The organism is Streptomyces sp. NPDC059201, assembly GCF_042754585.1.
Lineage (GTDB): Bacteria > Actinomycetota > Actinomycetes > Streptomycetales > Streptomycetaceae > Streptomyces.
On sequence record NZ_JBHZBB010000002.1, the window covers coordinates 645,740 to 669,451 of the forward strand.

Below are 23,712 nucleotides of genomic sequence, written 5' to 3' on the forward strand. Positions count from 1 at the left end.
GGGCGGCGGCTCCGGTGTCCGGCCGCATTATGTCGGCCCTGTGGTGGGGGCCCTGTCCTGCCGAGAACCCATCTTCGCACTTGTTGACGGATGGCGGGACGCGGGGCCGGTGGATGAGACCGGGGGATCGTCCGTCCGGGCGTCCACCAGGGCGTACGAATCTACGGATTTCGTCGGCAGCGAACAGCGGCGCGGGAACGGGGGAGGCCCCGGAGCCGAAGCGTCCGGGGCCTCCCTCAGGCGTCGGCGGGCTCAGAGCTCGCCGGCCGCCGTCAGCTCGGCGAGACGGACCAGGGTGCGGACCGAGGAGCCGGTGCCGCCCTTGTGGGTGTAGCCGTACGGGGCGCCCTCGTGGAAGGCCGGGCCCGCGATGTCCAGGTGGGCCCAGGTGATGCCCTCGCCCACGAACTCCTGGAGGAAGAGGCCGGCGATCAGGCCGCCGCCCATCCGGACGCCCATGTTCGCCATGTCGGCGGTGGGGGAGTCCATGGTCTTGCGCAGGTCGGCCGGGAGCGGCATCGGCCAGGACTGCTCGCCGACCTCGCCCGCGACCTCGTGGATCGCGGTGCGGAAGTCGTCGTCGTTGGCCATGATGCCGAAGGTACGGTCGCCGAGCGCGAGGACCATGGCGCCGGTGAGGGTCGCCACGTCGATGATCGCGTCCGGGTGCTCCTCGGACGCCTTGGTGATCGCGTCCGCGAGGACGAGCCGGCCCTCGGCGTCGGTGTTGAGGACCTCGACGGTCTTGCCGCTGTACATGCGCAGCACGTCACCCGGGCGGGTGGCGGAGCCGGACGGCATGTTCTCGGCGAGGGCGAGCCATCCCGTGACGTTGACCTCCAGGCCGAGGCGGGCCGCGGCGACGACGGTGGAGAACACGGCGGCGGCGCCGCTCATGTCGCACTTCATCGTCTCGTTGTGGCCGGCCGGCTTGAGGGAGATGCCGCCCGAGTCGTAGGTGATGCCCTTGCCGACCAGGGCCAGGGTCTTCTCCGCCTTCGGGTGGGTGTACGCGACGCGGACCAGGCGCGGCGGGTTCTCCGAGCCCTTGCCGACGCCCAGGATGCCGCCGTAGCCGCCCTTGGCGAGCGCCTTCTCGTCGAGGACCTGGACCTTGAGGCCGTGCTCCTTGCCGGCGGCCTGGGCGGCGGCGGCGAAGGAGGCCGGGGTCAGGTCGTTCGGCGGCATGTTGATCAGATCGCGGGCGCGGTTGATCTCCTCGGCGACGGCCTGGGCGCGCTCCGCGGCGGCCTTGTGGGCCTTGTCGCGCGGCTTGGCGCCGAGCAGGGCCACCTCGGCCAGCGGCTTCTTCGCGGCGGGGGCGTCCTTGTCGGCCTGGCCCTTCCACGCGTCGAAGAGGTACGCGCCGAGCAGCGCGCCCTCCGCGATGGCGCCGGCGTCCTCGGCGGAGGCGACGGGCAGCGCGAACGCGGCCTTCTTCGAGCCGAACAGGACGCGGGCGGCGGTGCCGGCGGCGCGGCGCAGGGTCTCGGAGTCGTACGACTCGCCGTCCTCGGGGGCGGAGCCGAGGCCGACGGCCAGCACGACGGGGGTCTTCAGGCCGGCGGGCGCGGGGAGCTTGGTCGCCTCACCCTCTCCACCCGAGGCGCCCAGGGTCTCCAGGACGGCGGCGAGCCGGCCGTCGAACGCCTTGTCCACGGCCTCCGCGCCCGGGGCGACGACGAGCGTCTTCCCGGCCTTCGCGACACCGACGACGAGGGCGTCGGCACGCAGCGTCGCCGCTCCGGCAGTGCTGAGAGTGAGAGCAGTCACGGTGGTGAAATCTCGCTTCCATTGAGTTCTGTGGCGGTCGAGGGATAGGCCGACCGAGCCCGCCGCATCGTATTTCGGCCCGATGAGCGCCGAGAACGAGCCTACGCTCGCTCACCCGGTTCGCTCACCGGGGCTTCGGTTCACTCATCCGAGGTGTCTCTTTCATGTTTGTCCTTCCGGCTCACCCACCGGCGCCACACTCGCCTCATTCACACAAGCGCGGCACTCACGCCTTCGCTTCATCTCCACAGGTCCCCCCGCTTCGGTGGACCTGCCGAGGGGGGACACCACACCATGCACGCGAACAGATCCCGCATGCCCGCGGCCGCGCCGAGGAAGTCCGGAAACAAGGGGGTGCCGCGCCGCGCGGGCCGCACCGCGGGCGCGCTCGCCGCCGCCGCGCTCCTCGCCACCGTGCTCCCGTCCGCGCAGGCCGCCGCCGCGCCCGCGCCCCGGATCGACCTCACCGTCCTGGTCGTCGACGACGGCGGCAGCGCCATCGAGGCCATCACCGCCGAGCTGAAGGGCTCCGGCGTCCCGTACCGCGTCCTCGATCTGAACGACCCGGACCGGCCGGTCCTCACCGCCGCCTTCCTCAGCGACACGGTCGACGGCAGGCCCCGCGCCAAGTACCAGGGCGTCGTCCTGCCCCACGAGACCGCCTTCGGCCCCGACTCCGCCGAACACACCGCCCTCCAGACGTACGAGCGCGCCTTCGGGATCCCGCAGGTCGACGCGTACACCTGGTCCCACCCCGGCGTCGGCCTCGACTACACCACCGACGGCGGCTGGTCCGGCGTCCTCGACGGCGTCACCGCCGGCGTCACCCCGGCCGGGAAGTCCGGCCCCTTCCGCTACCTCGCCGGCAGCCTGACCTTCGAGGACAACGACCCGGCGGTCTCCGAGAGCTACGGCTACGCGGGCCGCCCCCGGGCCGGCTACACCAGCTACCTCGACGTCCCCGTCGAGGGCGCCGGACCCGGAGCCCGCGCCAGCCTCGTCGGCGAGTACACCGCCGACGGGCGCCGCGAACTCGTCGTCACCTTCGCCTACAACCAGCACCAGCGGCAGTTCCGCGCCCTCTCCCGCGGCATCGTCGAATGGCTCACCCAGGGCGTCCACCTCGGCCAGTCCCGCAACTACCTCTCCGTCCACGTCGACGACGTCTTCGCCCCCGACGCCCGCTGGGACACCGTCCGCAACTGCACCCCCGGCGACCTCGACTGCGTCGGCGGAGACGGAGAGCCCGAGAACCCCATCCGGATGACCGCCGCCGACGCCGCGTACGCCGCCGCCTGGCAGAAGTCCTCCGGCTTCACCCTCGACATGGTCTACAACGGCGGCCAGGGCGAGCAGTGGAAGGCCGAGCACGGCGGCTCCGACCCGCTCGCCGCCCGGCTGATCGCCGACCGCGCCCAGTACCGCTGGATCAACCACACCTACACCCACCCCTTCCTCGGCTGCGTCCAGGACAACAGCACCGTCCCGTGGCGGTGCGCCGAGAACGCCGCCGGCGCCACCCTCTGGGTCAGCCGCGCCGAGCTCTCCGCCCAGATCCGCGACAACGTGAACTGGGCGATGGGCAAGGGCATCTCGATCGACCGCTCCGAACTCGTCACCGGCGAGCACTCCGGTCTCAAGACCCTGCCCCAGCAGCCCGTCGACAATCCGAACCTCGCCGGCGCGCTCGCCGACAACGGCGTGAAGTGGACGGCGAGCGACAACTCCCGCGAGCCCCGCCAGCGGGCCGTCGGCGCCGCGAAGACCGTGCCCCGGCACCCCATGAACGTCTACTACAACGTCGGCACCGCCGCCGAGATGGCCGACGAGTACAACTGGATCTACACCTCCCGCGCCGACGGCGGCAGCGGCGCCTGCGAGTCCAACCCCGCCTCCACCTGCCTGCCCGCCCCGCTCGACACGGCCACCGGCTACGCGGCGTACATCGTCCCGCAGGAGGCCCGCATCGCCCTCTCCCACGTCATCGCCAACGACCCCCGCCCGCACTACGTCCACCAGTCGAACCTGGCCGAGGAACGCCTCCTCTACCCGGTCCTCGACCGGCTCCTCGCCGACCACGCGGCCCTCTTCGCCGCCAACACCCCGATCGTGAACCCGCGTCAGAAGGACGTCGGCACCGAACTGACCCGCCGCGACGCCTGGGACGCCGCCCTCGCCGCCGGCAAGGTCACCGCCTACCGCATCGGCGACAAGGTCACCGTCAAGGCACCCTCCGGCGTCCAGGTCCCCGTCACCGCCCCCGAGGGCACCCGCAAGCAACTCCTCCTCGGCACCACCGCCTTCGGCACCGCCTACGCCGGCGGCCGCTCCGCCTGGACCGCGCCCGAACTGCTCCAGACCGCCGTCACACTCCAGCTCCCGACCGCCTGACCAGCACGTCCTGGGGGGACACGCACATGCCGAGCAGTGGCCGTCACGTCACCATGCTCACCGAAGGCACCTACCCGCACGTCCACGGCGGCGTCAGCACCTGGTGCGACCAGCTCGTCCGGGGCATGCCCGAGGTCACCTTCGAGATCCTCGCCCTCACCGGCAGCGGCCGCGAACCCGTCACCTGGGAGCTGCCGCCCAACATCACCCGGCACACCGCGTTCCCCCTCTGGGGCCACCCGCGGGGACCGGCCGCGCCCACCCGCGCGCGCCGGCCCCTGCGGGGACGCGAACGCCGCCGCTTCCTCGCCGGATACGAGCACTTCCTGCTCGCCCTCCTCGACCCGGAGGCCGGACACGACCTCGCCGGCAGCCTCTACGACCTCGCCGCCCTCGCCCGCGACGGCCGCCTCACCCCGGCCCTGCGCTCCGAGGCGGCCCTCCGCTCCCTCATGTGGATCTGGACCATGCCGCACCTGCCGACGCGTGCCGCCGGGCCCACCGTCCACGACGCCCTCACCGCCACCGACCTCCTCGAACACGCCCTGCGGCCGCTCGGCGCCCGGATATCCGACGGCAGCGTGGCCCACGCCGTCTCCAGCGGCCTCGCCACCCTGCCCGCCCTCGCCGCGCAGCACTTCGAAGGGGTGCCCTTCCTGCTCACCGAACACGGCATCTACCTCCGCGAGCGCTACCTCGGCTACCGCACCGAGGCCCAGCGCTGGCCCGTCAAGGCCCTCATGCTCGGCTTCTACCGCGAGCTGAACTCCCTCGGCTACCGGCAGGCCGACCTCATCACCCCCTGCAACCAGTACAACCGGCGCTGGGAGGAGCGCGGCGGCGCCCCCGCCGACCGCATCCGCACCGTCTACAACGGCGTCGACCCCGCCCTCTTCCCCGAGGCGGGACCCGAACCCGAGACGCCGACCCTCAGCTGGTGCGGCCGGGTCGACCCGATCAAGGACCTGGAGACCCTGATCAGGGCGTACGCGATCTCCCGCGCCGAACTCCCCGAGCTGAGGCTCCGCCTCTTCGGCCCGGTCCCCGCGGGCAACGAGGACTACCTCACCCGCCTGGAGAAGCTCGCCGCCGAACTCGGCGTCGCCGACGGCGTCTCCTTCGAGGGCCGCGTCTCCGACGTCCCCTCCGCCTACGCCGCCGGCAGCGTGGTGATGCTCTCCTCCATCAGCGAGGGCTTCCCCTTCTCCCTCATCGAGGCCATGTCCTGCGGCCGGGCCACCGTCTCCACCGACGTCGGAGGCGTACGGGAGGCGGTCGGCGACGCCGGAGTCGTCGTCCCGCCCCGCGAACCGGCCGTCATGGCCGCCGCCGTCTCCGCCCTCCTCCGCGACGGCGCCCGCCGCGCCGCGCTCGGCCGGCAGGCCCGGCAGCGGGTCATCGACGAGTTCACCCTGCACCGCTCGGTCGACGGCTTCCGCCGCATCTACCGCGAACTCGCCGCCCCCCGCACCCCCGTGCCCGCGCCCGCCCCCGCGCCGCTGCGCGTCAGCATCCCGTCCCCGCGCCGCGGCGCGCCCCGCGTCCCGGAAGGCACCCCGGCATGAGCGGCTCCCTCTGGCTGAAACCGCCGACCGCGACCGCGACCCCCGTGCTCGCGGCGCCGCCCCGGCCCCGGGAGCCCGAGGCATGGCCCGGGGTCGGGGGAGGGTCGTCCGGCACCGCCGTCGATCCCCTCGACGAACTCGCCCTCCGCCTGGACGAGTTCGTGGCGGAGGCCGTCCACCCCGACGAGATCGCCGCACTCCTCGAATCCGACGGCATGACCGACGCCCACATCCGCCTCACCTACGGGCGGAACGATTCCTTCACCCTCGCCGAGGACCTGTACGCGCGCGTGGAGCGGCGCCACCCCGAGCCGCCCCGGAAGGACCGGAGCGGCCCGGCCTGGTCGGACGGGCTCGGCGGCTGCCTGATACGCGGCCTCGTCTTCGCCCTCCCCGGACTCGCGTACGTCCTGGCGGGCCCGCTGCTCGCCGGACCACAGGGGCGGTACGGGCTGCCCTCCGGCACCGTGCCGCTGCTCGCGGGCGCCGTCACCGGCTGGGTGTGGAACCAGGTCCTCTCCCACCGCGCCTACACCTGGCTCGGCCTCGGCGACCGGGCCGCCGCCGCCCGCGCCCTGCTCCTCGGCGCCCCGGCCGGCGCGCTCGCCGGAACCGCCGTCGCCCTCGCCGCCGCCCGCGACGGCGAACTGCCCGCCGCCGTCTTCGCCGCGGGCCAGTCCCTCTACCTCGCCGCCGCCACCGTCCTCCTCGTCCTCGGCCGCGAACGGGCCCTGCTCGCCGCCCTGCTGCCGCTCTTCGGCGCCCTCCTCGTCCTCCGCTGGGACCTGCCCGACCCGGTGCGGGCCGCCCTGCCGGCCCTCTCGCTCACCGCCGCCTGCCTCGTCGCCGCCCGCGCGCTGCGCCCCGGCACCGCGCGCGGCGCCGCCGGGCGGGGCGGACCGCCGCTCGCGGCCTCGATCCCGTACGGCCTCTTCGGCCTCGGCAGCGGGGTGCTGGTGCTGCACGCCGGGCTCGGCGACGCGCTGGCCACCGGGACCGGCGCGGTCATCGCGCTCACCCTCTCCATGGGGCCCGCCGAATGGCTGCTGCACCGCTTCCGGGGCGCGGGCCTCGCCCGGCTGCGGACCCTCACCACCGCCCGCGAGTTCCGCCGCGCCCTCACCGGCACGCTGGTCCTCTGCCTCGGCGGCTACCTCACGGTGCTGCTCGCCCTCACCCTCGCCGCGACCCTGCTGTGGCCCGGCTCCTCCTGGCCCACCCCGGCCCGGCTGCTCGCCCTCCTCCTCATCGGCACCGTCCTCTGGCTCGGCCTGCTGCTCCAGGCGTTCGGCGCCGTCACCGCGGCCGCCGCGGTCTGCCTGCTGGCGGCCGCCGCGCAGACCCTCCAACCGGCGGCGGGCCTCCTCGCCGCCGGGGGAGCGGCGGCGGCGCTGGCCGTCCTCAGCCGAGTCCTGCTGGCCCGCCCGACCGCCCACCGCCCCTAGGTAGGAATCTCAGGACGTGAATCGTTTCCTCCTGGTGCCGTACTACGAGCACCCCACCGACCGCCCCGAGGGCTGGGCGGCCCTGATCGCGGCGGCGCCCCGCCTCCACGGCGTCGTCCTCAACCCGGCGAACGGCGCCGGCGAGGCCCCCGACCCGGCCTTCGCCGAGGCCGCGGGACGGCTGCGCGCCGCCGGGGTGCGGATCCTCGGCTACGCGGACACCGCCTACGGCCGCCGCCCGCACGCCGAGGTCGTCGTCGACCTGCTCCGCCACCGCGACTGGTACGGGGCCGACGGGGCCTTCCTCGACCAGGTCGCGACCGCGCCCGACGCGCTGCCGCACTACCGGCGGCTCGCCGTAGCCGCGCGGGCCGCGGGCGCCTCGACCCTCGTCCTCAACCACGGCGCCCACCCCGACGAGGGGTACGCCGAACTGGCCGACCTGCTGGTCACCTTCGAGGGCCCCTGGGACACCTACCGCACCCTCGACCTGCCCGTCGCCCCCCACCACTGCCACCTCGTGTACGAGGCTCCGCCCGGCTTCCGCCCCGCGACCGAGGTGCACTGCGCGGTCCCGGGGACGGGCGCCCACCCCTGGGGCACCCTGCCGCACGAGATCCTGGAGCCCGCCCGATGAGACGCCCGCTGCCCCTCCTCGCGGCGGCCCTGCTGCTCCTCCTGGTCACCGCCTGCACCTCGGGCTCCGGCCCGGACCCCAAACCGGACCGCGCGCGCTGGCGCCCGACGGCGGGCCTCGCCTGGCAGTGGCAGCTCAGCGGGAAGCTGGACCCGACCGTCGACGTGCCCGTGTACGACATCGACGGCTTCGACCACCCGGCCTCGACCGTCGCCGACCTGCACCGCCGGGGCCGGAAGGTGATCTGCTACCTCTCCACCGGCGCGTGGGAGGAGTTCCGCCCCGACGCGGGCCGCTTCCCGGAGTCGGTCCTCGGCGAGGGCAACGGGTGGAAGGGCGAGCGGTGGCTCGACATCCGCCGCACCGACGTCCTCGAACCGCTGATGGCCGAGCGGATCGAGATGTGCCGCGCCAAGGGCTTCGACGCGGTGGAGCCCGACAACATGGACGGCTACCGCAACCGCACCGGCTTCCCGCTCACCGCCGCGGACCAGCTCCGCTACAACCGCCTCATCGCCCGCCTCGCCCACGACCGCGGCCTCGCCGTCGGCCTCAAGAACGACCTCGACCAGATCCCCCAGCTCCTCGCCGACTTCGACTTCGCGGTCAACGAGCAGTGCGCCGAATACGCCGAGTGCCACCGCCTGACCCCCTTCATCGCCGCGAACAAACCCGTCTTCCACGCCGAGTACGAACTACCCCCGGCCGGGTTCTGCCCGCAGACCCGCGAACTGGGCCTCAGCTCCCTGCGCAAGAACTACGACCTGGGCGCCTGGCACCATGCTTGCTGAGAGCCCGGGGGTCAGGAGAGCCGGAAGCAGGTGGCCCAGCCCTCGCCCCGGTCCCGCCACTCCTCCGATGTCGACCAGGCGTGCCACGTCCCGAACCCCTTCTGGCCGGCGCACGCCCGCTCGGCACGTTCCCGGGCGGCGTCCGGCCCCGGGTAGGCGGCGCCCAGCGCGTGCTGCCCGGTGATCCTGGCGTCGTGGGGGCCGTCGCAGGACAAGCGGGTCACCAGCCTGCGGTGCCGCATCCCCGTGTCGACGTCCACGCAGCTCCCGGAGGCAGCCTCGTACAGCGGGACGACCGACCGGGCGGCGTCCAGGACCTGCCCGTCCGGGGTGGCGCCGACGGCGGGCGCGGGCGCGCCGAAGCCGCTCAGGGCCAGCTCGACCCAGAGTCCGGTCACCTCCGCGAGCGCGCTGTCCGCCGTGGTGGGGAGGACGGCGGCGAGGTCGGCCCGTGCCCGTACGATCCGGCCCTCGCCGTCGACCTCGACGGTCACCGGGACGGGCGCGCCGGGGGAGCCGGCGAAGAGCGGCTCCGGCGCCAGCTCATGCCGCAGGTCCATCGGGAAGAGCGCGAGGGCCTGGGCGAGCGGGAAGTCCGCCCGGTAGGTCCGGCCGCCGCCCGGGGCGGCTTCGCCCTTGGCATGCGGCCGCACGCCGCCCAGCACCTCCAGGAGCGTGCCGCCGACGGCGCTCTCGGTGCCCCGCAGATGACTGACGGAGTCGATGCCCCAGAGCGGTTTGATGTCGCCCTCGTACCGCAGCCAGTACCCGGCGGAGCCGGCCCGGTAGTGGATGGCGCGGGTGTCGACGGTGTACCGCCCCCGCGCGGCGCCGGTCTCCAGCGCGGCCAGGTGACCGAGGAGCGTGTCCTGCGCGGCCATCGGGAAGTCGGGGGCGATCCGCCACTCGCTCGACGCCTCGCCGCGCGCGCCGGCGAAGTCCACCCGGCCGGCGACGGTCTGGACGGCCGTGGTCCGCCCGGCGGTGAAGGTGACGGTCTGCCGGAGGGCGGCGCCACCGGTCTCCTGGGTGTGCCGGAGAGCGAGGAGCACCTGCCGGGCCGGCGGCGCGGAGAAGACGGGGTGGGCGGCGGGCGTCGCCTCGGCGCCCCCGTCGCTCCCGGTGCAGGCGGTGAGGAGCAGGGCGGCGGTGGTGAGCGCGGCGGCGAGGCTTCTGGACATGCTCCGATGACCGGCGCGGGGGGCGGATGGTTGCCCGTCCTCCGGTCACGAAACGATCACCGCCGCCTCAGCCCAGGGTCAGCGCCAGCAGCGTCACCGTCGCCGCCGTCTCCTCGACCGCTCCGAAGACGTCGCCGGTGACGCCGCCGAAGCGGCGGACGCAGCGGCGGAGGAGGAGGGCGGAGGCGGCGAGGCCGGCGCCCGCCGCGAGGACGGCGTGGACGGCGTCGTACGGGGAGAGCAGCAGGCCCGTACCGGCGGCGAGCAGCAGCACGGCCGCCGTGCAGAGGGTCGCCGCCCGGACCGGCACCGTGGCCGCGACGATCGCGCCGAGCCCCTCGGGCCGCGCCGCCGGGACGCCCTGCCGGGACGCGTGGGTGAGGGCGAGCCGCGCGACGGTGGCCGCCAGCGCGACGCCGACCGCGCCGTGCGCCCACCCCTCCCCGTACAGCTCGTACACCGCCGCGACCTGCGCGAGCAGCGCGAGGACGAGGGTGATGACCCCGAAAGGACCGATGTCGGACTGCTTCATGATGCGCAGCGCGTCCTCCGCCGGCTTCGCGCTGCCGAGCCCGTCGGCGGTGTCGGCGAGCCCGTCGAGGTGGAGCCCCCGGGTGAGCGCGGCGGGCACGGCGACGGTGACGACGGCGGCGATCAGCGGCCCCGAGCCCAGCGGCAGGAGCACCCCGCCGACCGCCGCGGCGACGAGGCCGACGGCCAGTCCGGCGACGGGTGCGCAGAGCATGCCGGCGCGCGCCGCGTCCCGGTCCCAGCGGGTGATGCGGGCGGGGAACACGGTGAGGGTCCCGAAGGCGAAACGCAGGCCGTCCATCCGGGCAGGGTAATCGCCGGGGCAGGACGGTAGATTGCCCATTCGTTACGTATCGGGCATAGCGGAACGGGGTGGCATGGGTCACTGGTTCTCCCGCAACATCGTCGAGCCGGGCAAACTCCCGATGCTCCTCGCGCTGACCTCCTTCGTCCTGACCTTCCTGCTCACCCGCACGGTCACCCGGCTGATCCGCGCGGGGAAGGGCCCGTTCCGCAACGTCTCCTCGGGCGGGCTGCACATCCATCACGTCGTGCCCGGCGTGGTCCTCAGCGTGCTCGGCGGCTTCGGCGCGGTCGCCAGCGGCCGGCACGGCTTCGGGGCGGCCGCCTTCGCCGTGGTCTTCGGGATCGGCGCCGGTCTCGTCCTGGACGAGTTCGCGCTCATCCTCCATCTGGACGACGTGTACTGGTCGGAGGAGGGCCGGCAGAGCGTCGAGGTCGTCGTCCTCACCGCCGCCCTCGTCCTGCTCCCGCTCAGCGGCTTCTCCCCGCTCGGCGTCGACGACATCACCGAGGAGGAGCGCCAGGACCGGGTGAGCTTCCTGCTCACCCTGGTCCTGAACTTCGCCCTCATCCTGGTCGCCCTGGTCAAGGGCAAGCTGCGGATGGCGCTGATCGGCGTCTTCGTGCCCTTCGTGGCGATCGTCGGCGCCGTCCGGCTGGCCCGCCCCGGCTCCTGGTGGTGGCGGCGCTTCTACCGGCGCCGCCACCGCGCCCGCGCGCGGGGCACGGTCCGCGCCTACCGGCACGACAAGCGCTGGACCCGGGTGCGGCGGAAGGTTCAGGACCTGATCGGCGGCTTCCAGGAGCGGGTCCCGGGCCGTGGGCCGGGCTCGTCCTGACCCCGCCGCCGCCACGCCTGGAACCCCATCAGCACGAGGACGCCCGCGATGGCCGCCAGGTGCTCCTTGCCCGCCAGGTTCGGCTTGACGATCACCTCGATCACCATCGCCAGCACGACGGCCGCGCCCGTCCAGTACGCCCGCCGCCGCCAGCAGACGTAGACGGCGAGCCCCACCACGGCCGCCGAGGGCCCGGTGTCCACCACCTGCGCGTCGGAGGCGGGCAGCCCGAAGGGCGTGCCGGGGCCCAGGGCGATGCCCACGCGCGCGTACAGGGTCCCGGAGAGGGTCGCCAGATAGGCGATCCCGAGCATCCGCCACCGGCCCAGGCAGATCTCCGCGATCCCGAAGACCAGCAGGACCTGGGCGAGCGCGCCCCAGACGGGCAGGTCGAGCGCGGGGACGAAGAGCGAGAGCGGGGTACGGAGCAGGGCGAGCCAAAGCGGGTCCTCGGCCCGCACCGCGCCGATCGCCTGCACCGGCCCGTACCCCCACTCCTGGTTCTGGACGAACTGGAAGAGCGCGGTGAGGCAGACGGCGGTCAGCGTCAGCGGCACCGCCCTCCACCGCCGGGCCGTCAGTTCCCCGCGTACGGCGCCGAAGAGCGGCCCCCACTCGCGGCGGGCGAAGCTCCGCACCGCCCCGCTCAACGCCCGCCCGCCAGGTGCTTGCGGTGCAGCCTCCCCCAAGGACTTCGTCCAGGGGGTGCCCCCAGCAGGCCCGGCGCCTCCAGGAAGCCCTCGGCCCGGCCGGCGGCCAGGCCGATGCGCAGCAGGTCGGCGCTCTTCTCGAAGAGCATGAAGCGGGGCTCCCAGATCGGTCGGTACTTGGCGTTGGCGCGGTACAGCGACTCGATCTGCCACCAGCGGGAGAAGAAGCTGAGCAGTGAGCGCCACATCCTCAGCACCGGTCCGGCGCCGAGCTTCGAGCCGCGTTCGAAGACGGACCGGAACATCGCGAAGTTCAGCGAGACCTGAGTGATCCCGATCTCCTTCGCCCGCTGGAGGAGTTCGATCACCATGAACTCCATCAGCCCGTTCTCGGAGTCCCGGTCCCGCCGCATCAGGTCCAGCGAGAGCCCCTTCGGCCCCCACGACACGAAGGAGAGCACCGCCCGCAGCTCCCCCTCGCCGTCCGAGCACTCCAGCATCACGCAGCGCCCGTCGCGCGGGTCCCCGAGCCGGCCGAGCGCCATCGAGAAGCCGCGCTCGGTGGCCCCGTCCCGCCAGTCGTCCGCCTTCCGCAGCAGCTCGGCCATCTCCTCGGCCGGGATGTCCTCGTGGCGCCGGATCCGCACCTCGTACCCGGCCCGCTTGACCCGGTTGAACGCCTGCCGGACGGTCCGCATCGCCCGCCCGTCCAGGGTGAACTCGTCGGTCTCCACGATCGCCTCGTCGCCCAGCTCCAGGGCGTCCAGACCGTGCCGGGCGTAGATCACCCCGGCCTCCTCGCTCGCCCCCATGACCGCCGGGATCCAGCCGTGCTCCCGGGCCTCGGCCAGCCACGGCTCGATCGCCCCCGGCCACGCCTCGGGGTCGCCGATCGGATCGCCGGAGGCCAGCGACACCCCGCCCACCACCCGGTAGGCGATGGCCGCCTTCTCGCTCGGCGACCAGACCACGCTCTTCTCGCGGCGCAGCGCGAAGTAGCCGAGCGAGTCCCGGTCCCCGTGCCGGTCGAGCAGCGCCCGCAGCCGCTCCTCGTCCCCCTCGGTCAGCGGGTCGACCGCCCGGCGGGAGCGGAAGGCGGCGAAGAGCACCGCGAACAGCAGCAGCGTGGACATCACGTTGATGACCACGTCGACCCAGCCCGGGGTGGTGATGGACGGGAACCGCGAGTCGTCGGCGGCCAGCGTGATCAGCCGCATCACGCCGTACCGCCAGCGCTCCAGGAAGGTGGCGTGCCCGGCGGCCGTGTTGGTGACGGTGACCAGGAGGGCGGCGAGCAGCGAGGTGACGAGCAGGCCGCCGACCGCGACGAGCGCGGCGAGCAGCGGGTTGGAGCGGTCGCCCTTCGCGTAGAACTCCTTGCGGCCGAGCAGCAGGGCGGCGAAGAAGGCCGCCGTCAGGGCCAGCGAGATCCAGTTCTGGGCGTGCTGCCGGACCTCCGGGAAGAGCATCACCAGCGCGAAGAGCAGCAGGAAGAGCCCGCTCAGCACGAGGTTGAGGATCCAGGCCGCCCGCTTGCGGCGGCGCATCGTGATCGCCAGGAAGAGCGTGAAGACGCCGGAGGCGAAGCCCGCCGTCAGCATGTACGGCGTGAAGTAATCGTCCTCGTTGTGCCGTCGCAGGTCCTGCCCGAAGGAGACCCAGACGGCACTCAGGAAGTTGATGAACGTGACGACGCGGAGGTACCAGACGGCGAACGCGGCACTGCGCCGCGAGCGGTCGGTGCCCCGGGGCGTTCCTTCGGCGGACAAACGGACCTCTCCCATGAAAAGCGATCATATGGGGCACCGCTTCCCATGCGGCGACGCCGGAGACGGCCGCCCCCGCGTCGCGGGCGGCCGCCTCCCGGCCGCACCCATCCGAGTACGCCTCCCCGTCAGACCGCCCCGACGGAGCCGGCCTCGTCCGCAGTGGTCGGCTCCGGACGCTCGGGCAGTTCGGCGGCGAGTGCCGCCGCGGCCCGGACGAGGGGAAGCGCGAGCAGTGCCCCGGTTCCCTCACCCACCAGGACGCCCTGGTCGAGCAGGGGGTTGAGCGCCATCCGGTCCAGCGCCTTCGTCTGCGCCGGCTCACCGGACACCTGACCCGCCAGCCACCAGTCCGGCGCCCGGAACGCCGCCCGCTGCGCCACCAGCGCACACGCCGCGCCCACCACACCGTCCAGGATCACCGGCATCCGCCGCACCGCCGCCTGGAGCAGGAAGCCGGTCGTCGCCGCCAGGTCCGCCCCGCCGACCGCGCCGAGCAGCGCCAGCTGGTCGCCGAGCACCGGCCGGGCCCGCCGCAGCGCGTCCCGGATCGCCGCGCACTTGCGCATCCACGCCAGATCGTCGATCCCCGCGCCGCCGCGCCCCGTCACCACCGAGGCGTCCGTCCCGCACAGCGCCGCGATCAGCGTCGACGCCGGAGTCGTACCGCCCACGCTCAGATCACCGAGCACCACCAGATCGGTGCCCGAGTCGGCCTCCTCGTCGGCGATCGCCATCCCGAGCCGCACCGCCGCCTCGGTCTCCTCCGGCGTCAGCGCGTCCTCGACGTCGATCCGGCCGCTGCCGCGCCGCACCCGGTGCCGGGTCACCGCCTCCGGCAGCAGCTCCGGGTCGCAGTCCAGAGCCACGTCCACGACCCGCACCGGCACGTCCATCGAACGGGCCAGCACCGCGAGCGGGCTCGCCCCGTCGAGGAGCTCCCGCACCAGCACATGGGTGGTGCCGGCCGCGCGGCCCGAGACCTCCTGGGCGGCGATGCCGTGGTCGCCGGCGAAGACGACCACCTTCGGCTGCTCGATCGCCCGCACCCGCACCGCCGACTGGGCCGCGGAGAGCCATTCGCCCAGCTCGTCCAGGCGCCCGAGCGCGCCCGGGCGGACGGCGAGCCGCTCCCGGAGCTCCTCGGCGTCACGCCGGATCCCGCCGTCGGGGCGCTCGATCAGATCGGAGAAGTCGTCGAGATTCATGGGGTTCACGGGGTGCAGAGGGTCCATCGGGGGTTCCGCCTTGTGACATCAGCGAGGTTCGGCACGCAGGCCCATCGGGATCAGCACCCTACCCGCGCAGCACCAGCGCCTGACCGGCGACCACCAGCACCACCTGCTCGCACTCCTCCGCGAAGGCCGCGTTCAGCCGCCCCAGCTCGTCCCGGAAGCGCCGCCCGGCCGCCGTCGCGGGCACCACGCCCGAACCGACCTCGTTGGTCACCGCCACCACCGTCCGGCCGGTCGCCCGCACCGCCGCCACCAGCTCCGCCGTCCGCTCCCGCAGCGCCGCCTGCCCGCCGTCCGCCCACGTGGCGTCGGACCAGGCGCCCACCTGGTCCATGACGTCCGTCAGCCACAGCGACAGGCAGTCGATCAGCAGCGCCGGGCCCTCCCCGGCGAGCAGCGGGACCAGGTCGGTGGTCTCGGAGGTACGCCACGAGCCCGGCCGCCGCTCCCGGTGCAGGCCCACCCGCTCCGCCCACTCCGGGTCGCCCTCCCGGGTCCCGCCGGTCGCCACGTACACCACCTCGGGGAAGGTCTCCAGGCGCCGCTCGGCCTCCACCGACTTCCCCGACCGCGCCCCGCCGGTCACCAGCGTCCGCCGCGGCACCTCCGGCAGCTCGTGGTACTCGCCCAGGTACAGCACCGTCCCGTCCGGCACCGCCCGCGCCCCGGCCGCCGCCAGCCGCCGGTCCAGCTCGGCCCCGGTCGGCGCGTCGTGGTCCAGATGGACGGCGATCACCTCCGTGCCCGGCCCCACCGCGCCGGTCGCCCGCAGCCGCGCCAGCGCGTCCGGCCGGCCCGTCACGTCCGCCGCCACCAGGTCGTACGGCTCCTGATGGTTCTCCGGCAGCCCCGCGGGCGACCCGCCCGGCGGCAGGTACAGCAGCCGCTCGCCCTCGGTCGACACCACCTCGTACCCGGTCCCGGGGGAGTCCATCGGCACCGCCCGCACCCGGTGCCCGCTGATCAGCGTCAGCTCCCGTCCGTCGGGCACCCGCCCGGCCGTCGGCAGCCCGGCGGGCACCTCCACCGCGGGGCCGTCGTGCGGATGGGTCAGGAGCACCTGCCGCACCCCCACGAGCGAACGCCCCGCGCGGGCCGCGGCGAGCGCCGCCCCCGGGGTGAGGTCGAGCAGCAGCGCGCCGTCCACGAGCAGCGCGGTCGCGGCACGCGCGCGCGTGCCGCGGGAGCGCGCGCACACCGCGCAGGGGCAGTCGGGGCGGGGCAGACCGAGCGGGGAGCCGGTGCCGAGCAGAGTCAGTTCCACGCACTGATCCTCCCGCGCCCCCGCGCGAGGTGCTCGCCCGGCTACGCTGCGGGCAGGAAACCGATCATCCGGTGAGCCCAGGAGGCGGACATGGCATGGACGTGGCGGTTCGAGAAGTCCGACGGCACAGAGGTCGTGCCGGTGGTGACCCCGGAGGAGTTCGGCACCCAGGGCGACGCCGAGAGCTGGCTAGGCGAACACTGGCGCGACCTCCTCGCCGGCGGCGCCGACCAGGTAACCCTCTCCGAGGACACCGCAAAGATCTACGGCCCGATGCCCCTGGACGCAGAAGGCGCTTGACGGCGTGACCGCCCGAGAGCGTGACCGCCTGAGGGTGTGACCCCCTGGCGGCGTGACCGCGTGGGCGGCCCGCCCGCGCACGGGCCCGCGGGGCCGGAGGCCGGCTCACGCCGCCTGGCGGCGGGACCGCCGGGTGGCGTGAGCCGCCCGAGGGTTACCGCCTGACGGCGGGACGCCTGACGGGGTGACCGCGTGGGCGACCCGCCCACGCACGGGCCCGCAGGGCCGGAGCCGGCTCACGCCGCCTGACGGCGTGACCGCCCGGTGGTGTGACCGCCTGACGGCGTGACCGCCCGAGGGTTTACCGCCTGAGGGCGGGACGCCTGATGGCGTGACCGCGTGGGCGACCCGCCCACGCACGGGCCTGCGGGGCCGGAGGCGGGCTCACGCCGCCCGACGGCGCGACCGCCCGAGGGTGTGGCCGCCTGGCGGCGGGACCGCCCGAGGGTTTACCGCCTGGAGGCGGGACGGCCTGGTGGTGTGACTGCCCGAGGGTTTACCGCCTGACGGCGGGACGCCTGACGGCGGGACCGCGTGGGCGACTCGCCCGCGCACGGGCCCGCAGGGCCGGAGCCGGCTCACGCCGCCTGACGGCGTGGCCGCCCGGTGGTGTGACCGCCTGACGGCGTGACCGCGTAGGCGACTCGCCCGCGCACGGGCCCGCGGGGCCGGAGGTCGGCGGTCACATCTCGCCGAGTGTGACCTCCGCCTTGCGGGTCTCGGTGCCGCGCACGTACGTCACGGCCACCTCGTCGCCCGGGGCGCGGTCCGCCAGGGACTCGGCGAGCGAGGTGATCGTCGTGATGTCGTCGTCGGCGAGCCGGGTGATCACGTCACCCGCACGCAGCCCCGCGGCGGCCGCCGCGCCGCCCGCTTCCACCTCCACCACGGCCACGCCGGCCGGCTCGTAGGTGTCGTTCAGGACCGTGCGGCCGGTGATGTCGAGGGCCGCCCGGCCCGAGTCGGTGACCCTGCCGTCCTTGATGATCTGGTCGGCGACCGTCCGCACCATCGAGGCGGGGATCGCGAAGCCGATGCCGGGCGCGGAGCCGCCGCCCAGCTCCGGGTCGGTGGCCGCCAGCGTCGGGATGCCGACGACCTCGCTGTCCAGGTCGACCAGCGCGCCCCCGCTGTTTCCGGGGTTGATCGCGGCCGAGGTCTGCACCATGTTGCCGATGGTCGCGCCGGTGCCGCCGCCGGTCCTGCCCTCGCTGACCGTGCGGCCGGTGGCCGAGACGATGCCCTGGGTGACGCTGCCGGACAGGCCCAGCGGCGACCCCATCGCCAGCACGATCTGCCCCATCTCGACCGCCGAGGAGTCGCCGAACCGGGCCGGCTTGAGCCCGTCGGGCACCGACTCCAGCCGGATCACCGCGAGGTCCTGCTCCGGGTAGGCGGCCACCAGCCGGGCCGCCACCGGCTGCCCGCCGGTGGCGGCGGTGACCTGGAAGGTCCTCTCCCGGCCGACCACGTGCGCGTTGGTGACGATGTGCCCCTTGTCGTCGTAGACGACCCCGGAGCCGAGGCTCTCCGCCGCGTCGATCTGCACCACCGACGGCAGGACGTCCCTGATCACGCTCTGGTAGTCGTCCTCCAGCTCGTTCGCGGCGCGCGGCGCCGCCGCCTGCGAGGTGGACCGCTCCGGCGCCGCGGCCTCCCCGGGGTCCGAGGAGCAGCCGGCGGTCAGCGCGGCGGCGCAGACCCCCGCGGCGAGGGGGAGGCCGAGGCGTCGGGTACGGGAGCGGGCGCGGGTGACATCCATGTCCGGAGTATCCGTTCCGCCCCCTTCGCCCGTCCCGGTGGACGCCTCCGATCAGGCGTACCGCCCGTCGGACGTCCACGGCGTCAGGCGTACTCCGCGCCGGACGGGGCAGGGGTACGTGTCGGGAGAAGGCGATACGCGAAAGGGCCGGCGCGCCGCGTCGGCGCACCGGCCCTCGGCCGTGTCATGAAGGCGGGGGAGGGCGCTTCAGCCCCGGACCCCGCACAGGTGCAGCAGCGCCGCCACCCGCCGGTACGGATCGGTCCGCCCGGCCCGCTCCTCGGCGGCGAGCAGCCGCTCCAGCTCCCCGGCGGCCGGAAGCCCCGCCTCCGGGGGCACCGCGTCGGTGAAGACCCGCACCCCGTACCAGGCGTGCAGCGGCGCCGCGATCCCCGCGAGCGTCGAGGTCAGCGCCTCCAGGCGGTCGGCCCGCACCTTCACGCCGTCGTCGTCCTGGTAGACGTCCGACTCGAAACCGGCCAGCGCGCCCACCCAGTCCCCGGCGAGCCCCGGCCGCATGGCGAGGGCGTCCGCGTTCCGTACCACCAGGGAGAGCAGGCCGCCGGGCGCCAGCATCCGGGCCAGGCCTGCCAGCAGCGCGTCCGGCTCGTCGGCGTACATGAGCACGCCGTGGCACAGGACCACGTCGAAGCTGCCCGGCAGGAAGTGGACACCGGTCTCGCGCCCGTCGCCCTCGATCAGCCGGACCCGCTCGCGGATCCCGGCCGGCTCGGTCGCCAGCGACTCCCGGGCCGCCTTCAGCAGCTCGGGATCGGCCTCCAGGCCCGTGACCGTGTGTCCGGCCCGGGCCAGCCGCAGCGCCTGCGTACCGGCTCCCATGCCCGCGTCGAGGATCCTCAGCCGCTGCCCCACCGGGTAGCGGCCGGTTATCTGCTCGTCGACCTGGCGGGCGACGATCTCCTGCCGGATGGTGTCCCGGAGCCCGCCGTGACCGGCGGGCCAGTGGACGACCGCGGGCAGCACAGGACCGCCCGTCCCGGTGGCGGCCACGCCGAAGGCATGACCGCCGGAGACCGAGCTGTCCGCGCTCAGGGCCGCTCTCCGCGCTTGACCTGCGGCTTCGGAAGCCGCAGACGGCGCATCTGGAGCGTTCGCATCAGGCCGTACGCGATCGCGCCGCGCTTCGGCGTGTCGGGGAAGCGCGCGTTGAGCTGCTTCTTCAGACGGATCCAGATGCCGATCGAGTCCAGGATGATCAGGATGATCACGCCGAGCCAGAGCAGCAGCGAGATGTTCTGGAGCGAACGGTTCGTGTTGCCGAAGAGCGAGAGCACGAGGATGACCACGGCCATCGGCAGGAAGAACTCGGCGATCGCGAACCGCGAGTCGACGAAATCGCGCACGAAACGGCGCACCGGACCCTTGTCACGGGCCGGCAGATAACGCTCGTCACCACTGTTCAGCGCCTCGCGCTGACGCGTCAGGTCGGCCCGCCGCGCCTCACGCTGGCGCTTGCTGGCCTCCTTGCGGTCGAGCGGGACGGTCTGCGCACGACGACGCTGGGTCTGGGCCTCACTCCGCTTCGGGGTCGGGCGGCCCTTGGGGGCCTCAGGGTCGCGGGGCTGCTTGGAGAGGTCCGCCGTCACCTTGTCGGTGGGGGCCTTCTCATCCTTCGAACGGCTACGGAACACAAAACCCAAGGGTACGGGGTGGCGGGCATGGAACCCCAGTCCGGGAGGGAACGATCCGCTCACAGCCGGCGTCGTAGCCGGTACGCACACCAGGACGCGCGGTGCCAGGGGTCTCCCGGAGATCCGTCTACTCCTCCCGCCGGAGGAGGAAGAGGTGCCACTCGTCCTTGGGGAGGAGCGCATCCGGCTCCGAACAGTGCGGTAATGGATGCAGGGACCGTACTGTGGATCCTGACGAAGAGCTGGTGCCAAGTCCGTCAGAAGGGGGCGCGCGAAGCCCATGAGCGGTGTCATGAAGCGTATGGGGATGATCTTCCGCGCGAAGGCGAACAAGGCCCTTGACCGGGCCGAGGACCCGCGCGAGACCCTCGATTACTCGTATCAGAAGCAGCTGGAGCTGTTGCAGAAGGTGCGCAGGGGCGTCGCCGACGTCGCCACCTCCCGCAAGCGGCTCGAACTCCAGCTGAACCAGTTGCAGGGCCAGTCCTCCAAGCTGGAGGACCAGGGCCGCAAGGCGCTGGCGCTCGGCCGCGAGGACCTGGCGCGCGAGGCGCTGTCCCGCCGCGCCGCGCTCCAGCAGCAGGTCAGCGACCTGGAGGTGCAGCACCAGACGCTCCAGGGCGAGGAGGAGAAGCTGACCCTCGCCGCGCAGCGGCTCCAGGCCAAGGTCGACGCCTTCCGCACGAAGAAGGAGACCATCAAGGCCACCTACACGGCCGCCCAGGCCCAGACCCGGATCGCCGAGTCCTTCTCCGGCATCTCCGAGGAGATGAGCGACGTCGGCCTCGCCATCCAGCGGGCCGAGGACAAGACCGCCCAGCTCCAGGCGCGGGCCGGCGCCATCGACGAACTCCTCGCCTCCGGCGCGCTCGACGACCAGTCGGGCCTCGCCAAGGACGACATCCAGGCCGAGCTGGACCGCCTCTCCGGCGGCACCGACGTCGAGCTGGAGCTCCAGCGCATGAAGGCCGAGCTGGCCGGGGGCCCCTCGGCCCAGCAGCAGGCCATCGAGGGCGGCGCCGCGGGCACCCCGCAGCAGAACCAGCAGCAGTCCCACCCCCGCTTCGACAAGCAGTAGCAAGGACGGCGTCATGATCGTACGGATCATGGGGGAGGGCCAGCGCGAGCTGGCCGACAGCCACTTCGCCGAGCTGAACAAGCTCGACGACGAACTGCTCGCCGAGATGGAGTCGGGCGACGAGGAGGGCTTCCGGCGCACCCTGAGCGCCCTCCTCGACGCCGTCCGCCGCCTGGGCACACAGCTCCCGGACGACTCCCTGGAACCCTCGGAACTCATCCTCCCGTCCCCCGAGGCAACCCTGGACGAAGTCCAGCAAATGCTCTCCAACAACGGCCTGATCCCCGGCTGACGCCCCCGCCACCCCGGTACCCGCCCGCCCCCGTACCCGCCCCCACCCCCACCCCCACCCGGTGTGGGCAATCGTTCCGCTGGGGCGGAACGGGTGGGCACACCGGAACGGCGCCCTCTGCGGGCGCCTCCGCACCCGCCCCTCCCCGCAGGACGGCGCCCGTTTCCCGGGCCGCCAGCACGCCGTACCGTTTCCGGCGTGACCCGCACAGGACCCGCCCCCCCCCCCCGCCTCGCCGCCCGCCTGTGCGCCCGCTTCCGCGACCACCCCCTCGCCTCCGACACCCTCCTCGCCGCCGCCGTCCTCCTCGCGATGATCGCCGCCTCCTTCACCGACCCCCACGGCAGCTCCACCGGCCCCACCTTCGGCGACCGCGCCCCCACCCCCCTCGGCGTCCTGATGATGACCGCCGCCGCCGTGGCCCTCATCCTCCGCCGCCGCAGGCCCTTCGCGGTCCTCGCCTTCACCGGCGCCCTCAGCCTCGTCGAGCTGCTCGGCGAGACCCGCCCCGCGCCCGTCACCATCAGCGCCGTCGTCGCCCTCTACACCGTCGCCTCCCGCACCGACCGCCCCACCACCTGGCGCGTCGGCCTCGCCACCATGACCGCGCTCGCCGTCGCCGCCATGGCCTTCGGCCCCACCCCCTGGTACGCCCAGGAGAACCTCGGGGTCTTCGCCTGGACCGGCATGGCGGCCGCCGCGGGCGACGCCGTCCGCAGCCGCCGCGCCTTCGTCGACGCCATCCGGGAACGCGCCGAACGCGCCGAACGGACCCGCGAGGAGGAGGCCCGCCGCCGCGTCGCCGAGGAGCGGCTGCGGATCGCCCGCGACCTCCACGACGTCGTCGCCCACCACATCGCCCTGGTCAACGTGCAGGCCGGGGTCGCCTCCCACGTCATGGACAAGCGCCCCGACCAGGCCAAGGAGGCCCTCGCCCACGTCCGCGAGGCCAGCCGCTCCGCCCTCGACGAGCTCCGCGCCACCGTCGGCCTGCTCCGCCAGTCCGGCGACCCCGAGGCCCCCACCGAGCCCGCCCCCGGCCTCGCTGTCCTCGACGGGCTCCTCGACAGCTTCCGCAAGGCCGGACTGCCCGTCTCGCTGGCCCACGCCGACGGCGGCCGCCCCCTCCCGGCGGCCGTCGACCTCGCCGCGTACCGGATCGTCCAGGAGGCCCTGACCAACGTCCGCAAGCACGCCGGGCCGGACGCCCGCGCCGAGGTGAGCGTCGTCCTCGTGGGCCGTACGGTCGAGATCACCGTCCTCGACGACGGCGCCCCGCCCGCCGGACCCGCCCCGGAGCCCTCCGGCGGGCACGGCCTGCTCGGCATGCGCGAGCGGGTCACCGCCCTCGGCGGCGCGCTCACCGCCGCACCCCGCTACGGCGGTGGCTTCCGAGTGCAGGCGATACTGCCGCTGACGCCCGGGACGGCCCGGGAGGCGGGGGAGGACGACAGATGACGATCCGGGTGCTGCTCGCCGACGACCAGGCCCTGCTGCGCAGCGCCTTCCGGGTGCTGGTCGACTCCGAGCCCGACATGGAGGTCGTCGGGGAGGCCGCCGACGGCGCCCAGGCCGCCGCCCTCGCCCGCTCCGAACGGCCCGACGTCGTCCTCATGGACATCCGGATGCCCGGCACCGACGGCCTCGCCGCCACCCGCGCGATCACCGCCGACCCCGAGCTCTCCGAGGTCCGGATCGTCATGCTCACCACCTTCGAGATCGACGAGTACGTGGTCGAGTCGCTGCGCGCCGGCGCCTCCGGCTTCCTCGGCAAGGGCGCCGAACCGGAGGAGCTGCTTGGCGCGATCCGGATCGCGCACGCCGGCGAGGCACTGCTCTCCCCGGCCGCCACCAAGGGCCTGATCGCCACCTTCCTCGCCCAGAGCGCCGCCGCCGACCCGGTCGGCGCCGGCGCCAGGGTCGACGCCGGACGGCTCGCCGCGCTCACCGCCCGGGAGCGCGAGGTCCTCGTCCTCGTCGGCGGCGGCCTCTCCAACGACGAGATCGCCGACCGGCTCGACGTCAGCCCGCTCACCGTGAAGACCCACGTCAACCGCACCATGGCCAAGCTCGGCGCCCGCGACCGCGCCCAGCTGGTGGTCACCGCGTACGAGACGGGACTGGTACGCCCGAGGGTGGAGTGACCCCGCCCGCGGGCGTACTCCAGACGCGGTACGCGCCCGGCCGGGAAACGAGCCCGGGGGCCGAGGACTTCGCGCCGCGGATGCCGGATGCTTGTTCGCCTGGGGGGCGCTCC

Annotated in this window: 21 protein-coding genes; 11 read left to right on the forward strand and 10 right to left on the reverse strand. The window is 74.3% G+C overall.

The window, feature by feature from the left end; genetic code table 11:
* Nucleotides 1–252: 252 nt before the first annotated feature.
* Nucleotides 253–1,773, reverse strand: a complete 1,521-nt coding sequence (locus ACFXMG_RS08760; protein WP_383830048.1) for a leucyl aminopeptidase — start codon at nt 1,771–1,773, stop codon at nt 253–255.
* 294 nt (nt 1,774–2,067) lie between these two features.
* Here ACFXMG_RS08760 and ACFXMG_RS08765 point away from each other — a divergent pair, with 294 nt between their 5' ends.
* From ACFXMG_RS08765 to ACFXMG_RS08785, 5 genes are read left to right on the forward strand one after another with little or no spacing between them, the layout of a single operon-like run.
* Nucleotides 2,068–4,164: a hypothetical protein gene (locus tag ACFXMG_RS08765; RefSeq protein ID WP_383830051.1), complete on the forward strand. Its 2,097-nt coding sequence runs from the start codon at nt 2,068–2,070 to the stop codon at nt 4,162–4,164.
* A 26-nt stretch (nt 4,165–4,190) separates the two neighbouring features.
* A complete protein-coding gene (gene pelF, locus ACFXMG_RS08770) occupies nt 4,191–5,729 on the forward strand; it encodes a GT4 family glycosyltransferase PelF (protein WP_383830054.1) in 1,539 nt (512 codons plus the stop codon).
* Nucleotides 5,726–7,174: a hypothetical protein gene (locus tag ACFXMG_RS08775; protein ID WP_383830057.1), complete on the forward strand. Its 1,449-nt coding sequence runs from the start codon at nt 5,726–5,728 to the stop codon at nt 7,172–7,174. Before pelF ends, ACFXMG_RS08775 begins: the two co-directional genes overlap by 4 nt.
* A 16-nt stretch (nt 7,175–7,190) precedes the next feature.
* Nucleotides 7,191–7,811, forward strand: coding sequence for a spherulation-specific family 4 protein (locus tag ACFXMG_RS08780; protein WP_383830060.1), 621 nt, complete (start codon nt 7,191–7,193; stop codon nt 7,809–7,811).
* Nucleotides 7,808–8,602 (forward strand): endo alpha-1,4 polygalactosaminidase, encoded by a 795-nt coding sequence (locus tag ACFXMG_RS08785; protein WP_383830063.1) that lies wholly within the window; start codon nt 7,808–7,810, stop codon nt 8,600–8,602. Before ACFXMG_RS08780 ends, ACFXMG_RS08785 begins: the two co-directional genes overlap by 4 nt.
* 11 nt (nt 8,603–8,613) lie before the next feature.
* On the opposite strand, the gene ACFXMG_RS08790 is transcribed toward ACFXMG_RS08785, so the two are convergent.
* Both ACFXMG_RS08790 and ACFXMG_RS08795 read right to left on the reverse strand, forming a co-directional pair.
* Nucleotides 8,614–9,783, reverse strand: coding sequence for a hypothetical protein (locus ACFXMG_RS08790; RefSeq protein ID WP_383830066.1), 1,170 nt, complete (start codon nt 9,781–9,783; stop codon nt 8,614–8,616).
* A gap of 67 nt (nt 9,784–9,850) precedes the next feature.
* Nucleotides 9,851–10,615, reverse strand: coding sequence for an adenosylcobinamide-GDP ribazoletransferase (locus ACFXMG_RS08795; RefSeq protein ID WP_383830069.1), 765 nt, complete (start codon nt 10,613–10,615; stop codon nt 9,851–9,853).
* 76 nt (nt 10,616–10,691) lie between these two features.
* On the opposite strand from ACFXMG_RS08795, the gene ACFXMG_RS08800 reads away from it, so the two are divergent.
* Nucleotides 10,692–11,456, forward strand: a complete 765-nt coding sequence (locus tag ACFXMG_RS08800) for a hypothetical protein (RefSeq protein WP_383830072.1) — start codon at nt 10,692–10,694, stop codon at nt 11,454–11,456.
* On the opposite strand, the gene ACFXMG_RS08805 is transcribed toward ACFXMG_RS08800, so the two are convergent.
* The 4 genes from ACFXMG_RS08805 to ACFXMG_RS08820 all read right to left on the reverse strand — a co-directional run bounded on the left by ACFXMG_RS08805 (nt 11,396) and on the right by ACFXMG_RS08820 (nt 16,371).
* Nucleotides 11,396–12,094 carry a hypothetical protein gene (locus ACFXMG_RS08805; protein ID WP_383830075.1) on the reverse strand — a complete coding sequence of 233 codons (699 nt, stop codon included), beginning with the start codon at nt 12,092–12,094 and terminating at the stop codon, nt 11,396–11,398. The two genes, ACFXMG_RS08800 and ACFXMG_RS08805, sit on opposite strands and share 61 nt — an antisense overlap.
* An 8-nt stretch (nt 12,095–12,102) precedes the next feature.
* On the reverse strand, nt 12,103–13,890 hold the full coding sequence (locus tag ACFXMG_RS08810) for a phosphatidylglycerol lysyltransferase domain-containing protein (protein WP_383830078.1): 1,788 nt from the start codon (nt 13,888–13,890) through the stop codon (nt 12,103–12,105).
* A gap of 110 nt (nt 13,891–14,000) precedes the next feature.
* Nucleotides 14,001–15,080 (reverse strand): nicotinate-nucleotide--dimethylbenzimidazole phosphoribosyltransferase, encoded by a 1,080-nt coding sequence (gene cobT, locus ACFXMG_RS08815; RefSeq protein ID WP_383831033.1) that lies wholly within the window; start codon nt 15,078–15,080, stop codon nt 14,001–14,003.
* 88 nt (nt 15,081–15,168) lie between these two features.
* Nucleotides 15,169–16,371: a bifunctional adenosylcobinamide kinase/adenosylcobinamide-phosphate guanylyltransferase gene (locus ACFXMG_RS08820; RefSeq protein ID WP_383831030.1), complete on the reverse strand. Its 1,203-nt coding sequence runs from the start codon at nt 16,369–16,371 to the stop codon at nt 15,169–15,171.
* Nucleotides 16,372–16,461: 90 nt separating this feature from the next.
* On the opposite strand from ACFXMG_RS08820, the gene ACFXMG_RS08825 reads away from it, so the two are divergent.
* The gene (locus ACFXMG_RS08825; protein ID WP_383831027.1) at nt 16,462–16,671 is read left to right on the forward strand and encodes a hypothetical protein; all 210 of its coding nucleotides are present in this window, start codon (nt 16,462–16,464) and stop codon (nt 16,669–16,671) included.
* Nucleotides 16,672–17,353: 682 nt separating this feature from the next.
* On the opposite strand, the gene ACFXMG_RS08830 is transcribed toward ACFXMG_RS08825, so the two are convergent.
* The 3 genes from ACFXMG_RS08830 to ACFXMG_RS08840 all read right to left on the reverse strand — a co-directional run bounded on the left by ACFXMG_RS08830 (nt 17,354) and on the right by ACFXMG_RS08840 (nt 20,085).
* Nucleotides 17,354–18,433 carry a S1C family serine protease gene (locus tag ACFXMG_RS08830; RefSeq protein WP_383830979.1) on the reverse strand — a complete coding sequence of 360 codons (1,080 nt, stop codon included), beginning with the start codon at nt 18,431–18,433 and terminating at the stop codon, nt 17,354–17,356.
* Between the two features lie 207 nt (nt 18,434–18,640).
* Nucleotides 18,641–19,417 (reverse strand): class I SAM-dependent methyltransferase, encoded by a 777-nt coding sequence (locus tag ACFXMG_RS08835; RefSeq protein ID WP_383830982.1) that lies wholly within the window; start codon nt 19,415–19,417, stop codon nt 18,641–18,643.
* Nucleotides 19,418–19,482: 65 nt separating this feature from the next.
* Nucleotides 19,483–20,085 (reverse strand): DUF3043 domain-containing protein, encoded by a 603-nt coding sequence (locus ACFXMG_RS08840; protein WP_383830976.1) that lies wholly within the window; start codon nt 20,083–20,085, stop codon nt 19,483–19,485.
* A 280-nt stretch (nt 20,086–20,365) separates the two neighbouring features.
* Between ACFXMG_RS08840 and ACFXMG_RS08845 the strand changes: the two genes are divergently transcribed.
* From ACFXMG_RS08845 to ACFXMG_RS08860, 4 genes are all read left to right on the forward strand, one after another.
* On the forward strand, nt 20,366–21,163 hold the full coding sequence (locus tag ACFXMG_RS08845; RefSeq protein WP_383830973.1) for a PspA/IM30 family protein: 798 nt from the start codon (nt 20,366–20,368) through the stop codon (nt 21,161–21,163).
* Nucleotides 21,164–21,176: 13 nt separating this feature from the next.
* Nucleotides 21,177–21,455 carry a hypothetical protein gene (locus ACFXMG_RS08850; RefSeq protein ID WP_383830970.1) on the forward strand — a complete coding sequence of 93 codons (279 nt, stop codon included), beginning with the start codon at nt 21,177–21,179 and terminating at the stop codon, nt 21,453–21,455.
* Nucleotides 21,456–21,698: 243 nt separating this feature from the next.
* On the forward strand, nt 21,699–22,913 hold the full coding sequence (locus ACFXMG_RS08855) for a sensor histidine kinase (RefSeq protein WP_384338761.1): 1,215 nt from the start codon (nt 21,699–21,701) through the stop codon (nt 22,911–22,913).
* On the forward strand, nt 22,910–23,599 hold the full coding sequence (locus ACFXMG_RS08860) for a response regulator (protein ID WP_384120174.1): 690 nt from the start codon (nt 22,910–22,912) through the stop codon (nt 23,597–23,599). Before ACFXMG_RS08855 ends, ACFXMG_RS08860 begins: the two co-directional genes overlap by 4 nt.
* Nucleotides 23,600–23,712: the final 113 nt, after the last annotated feature.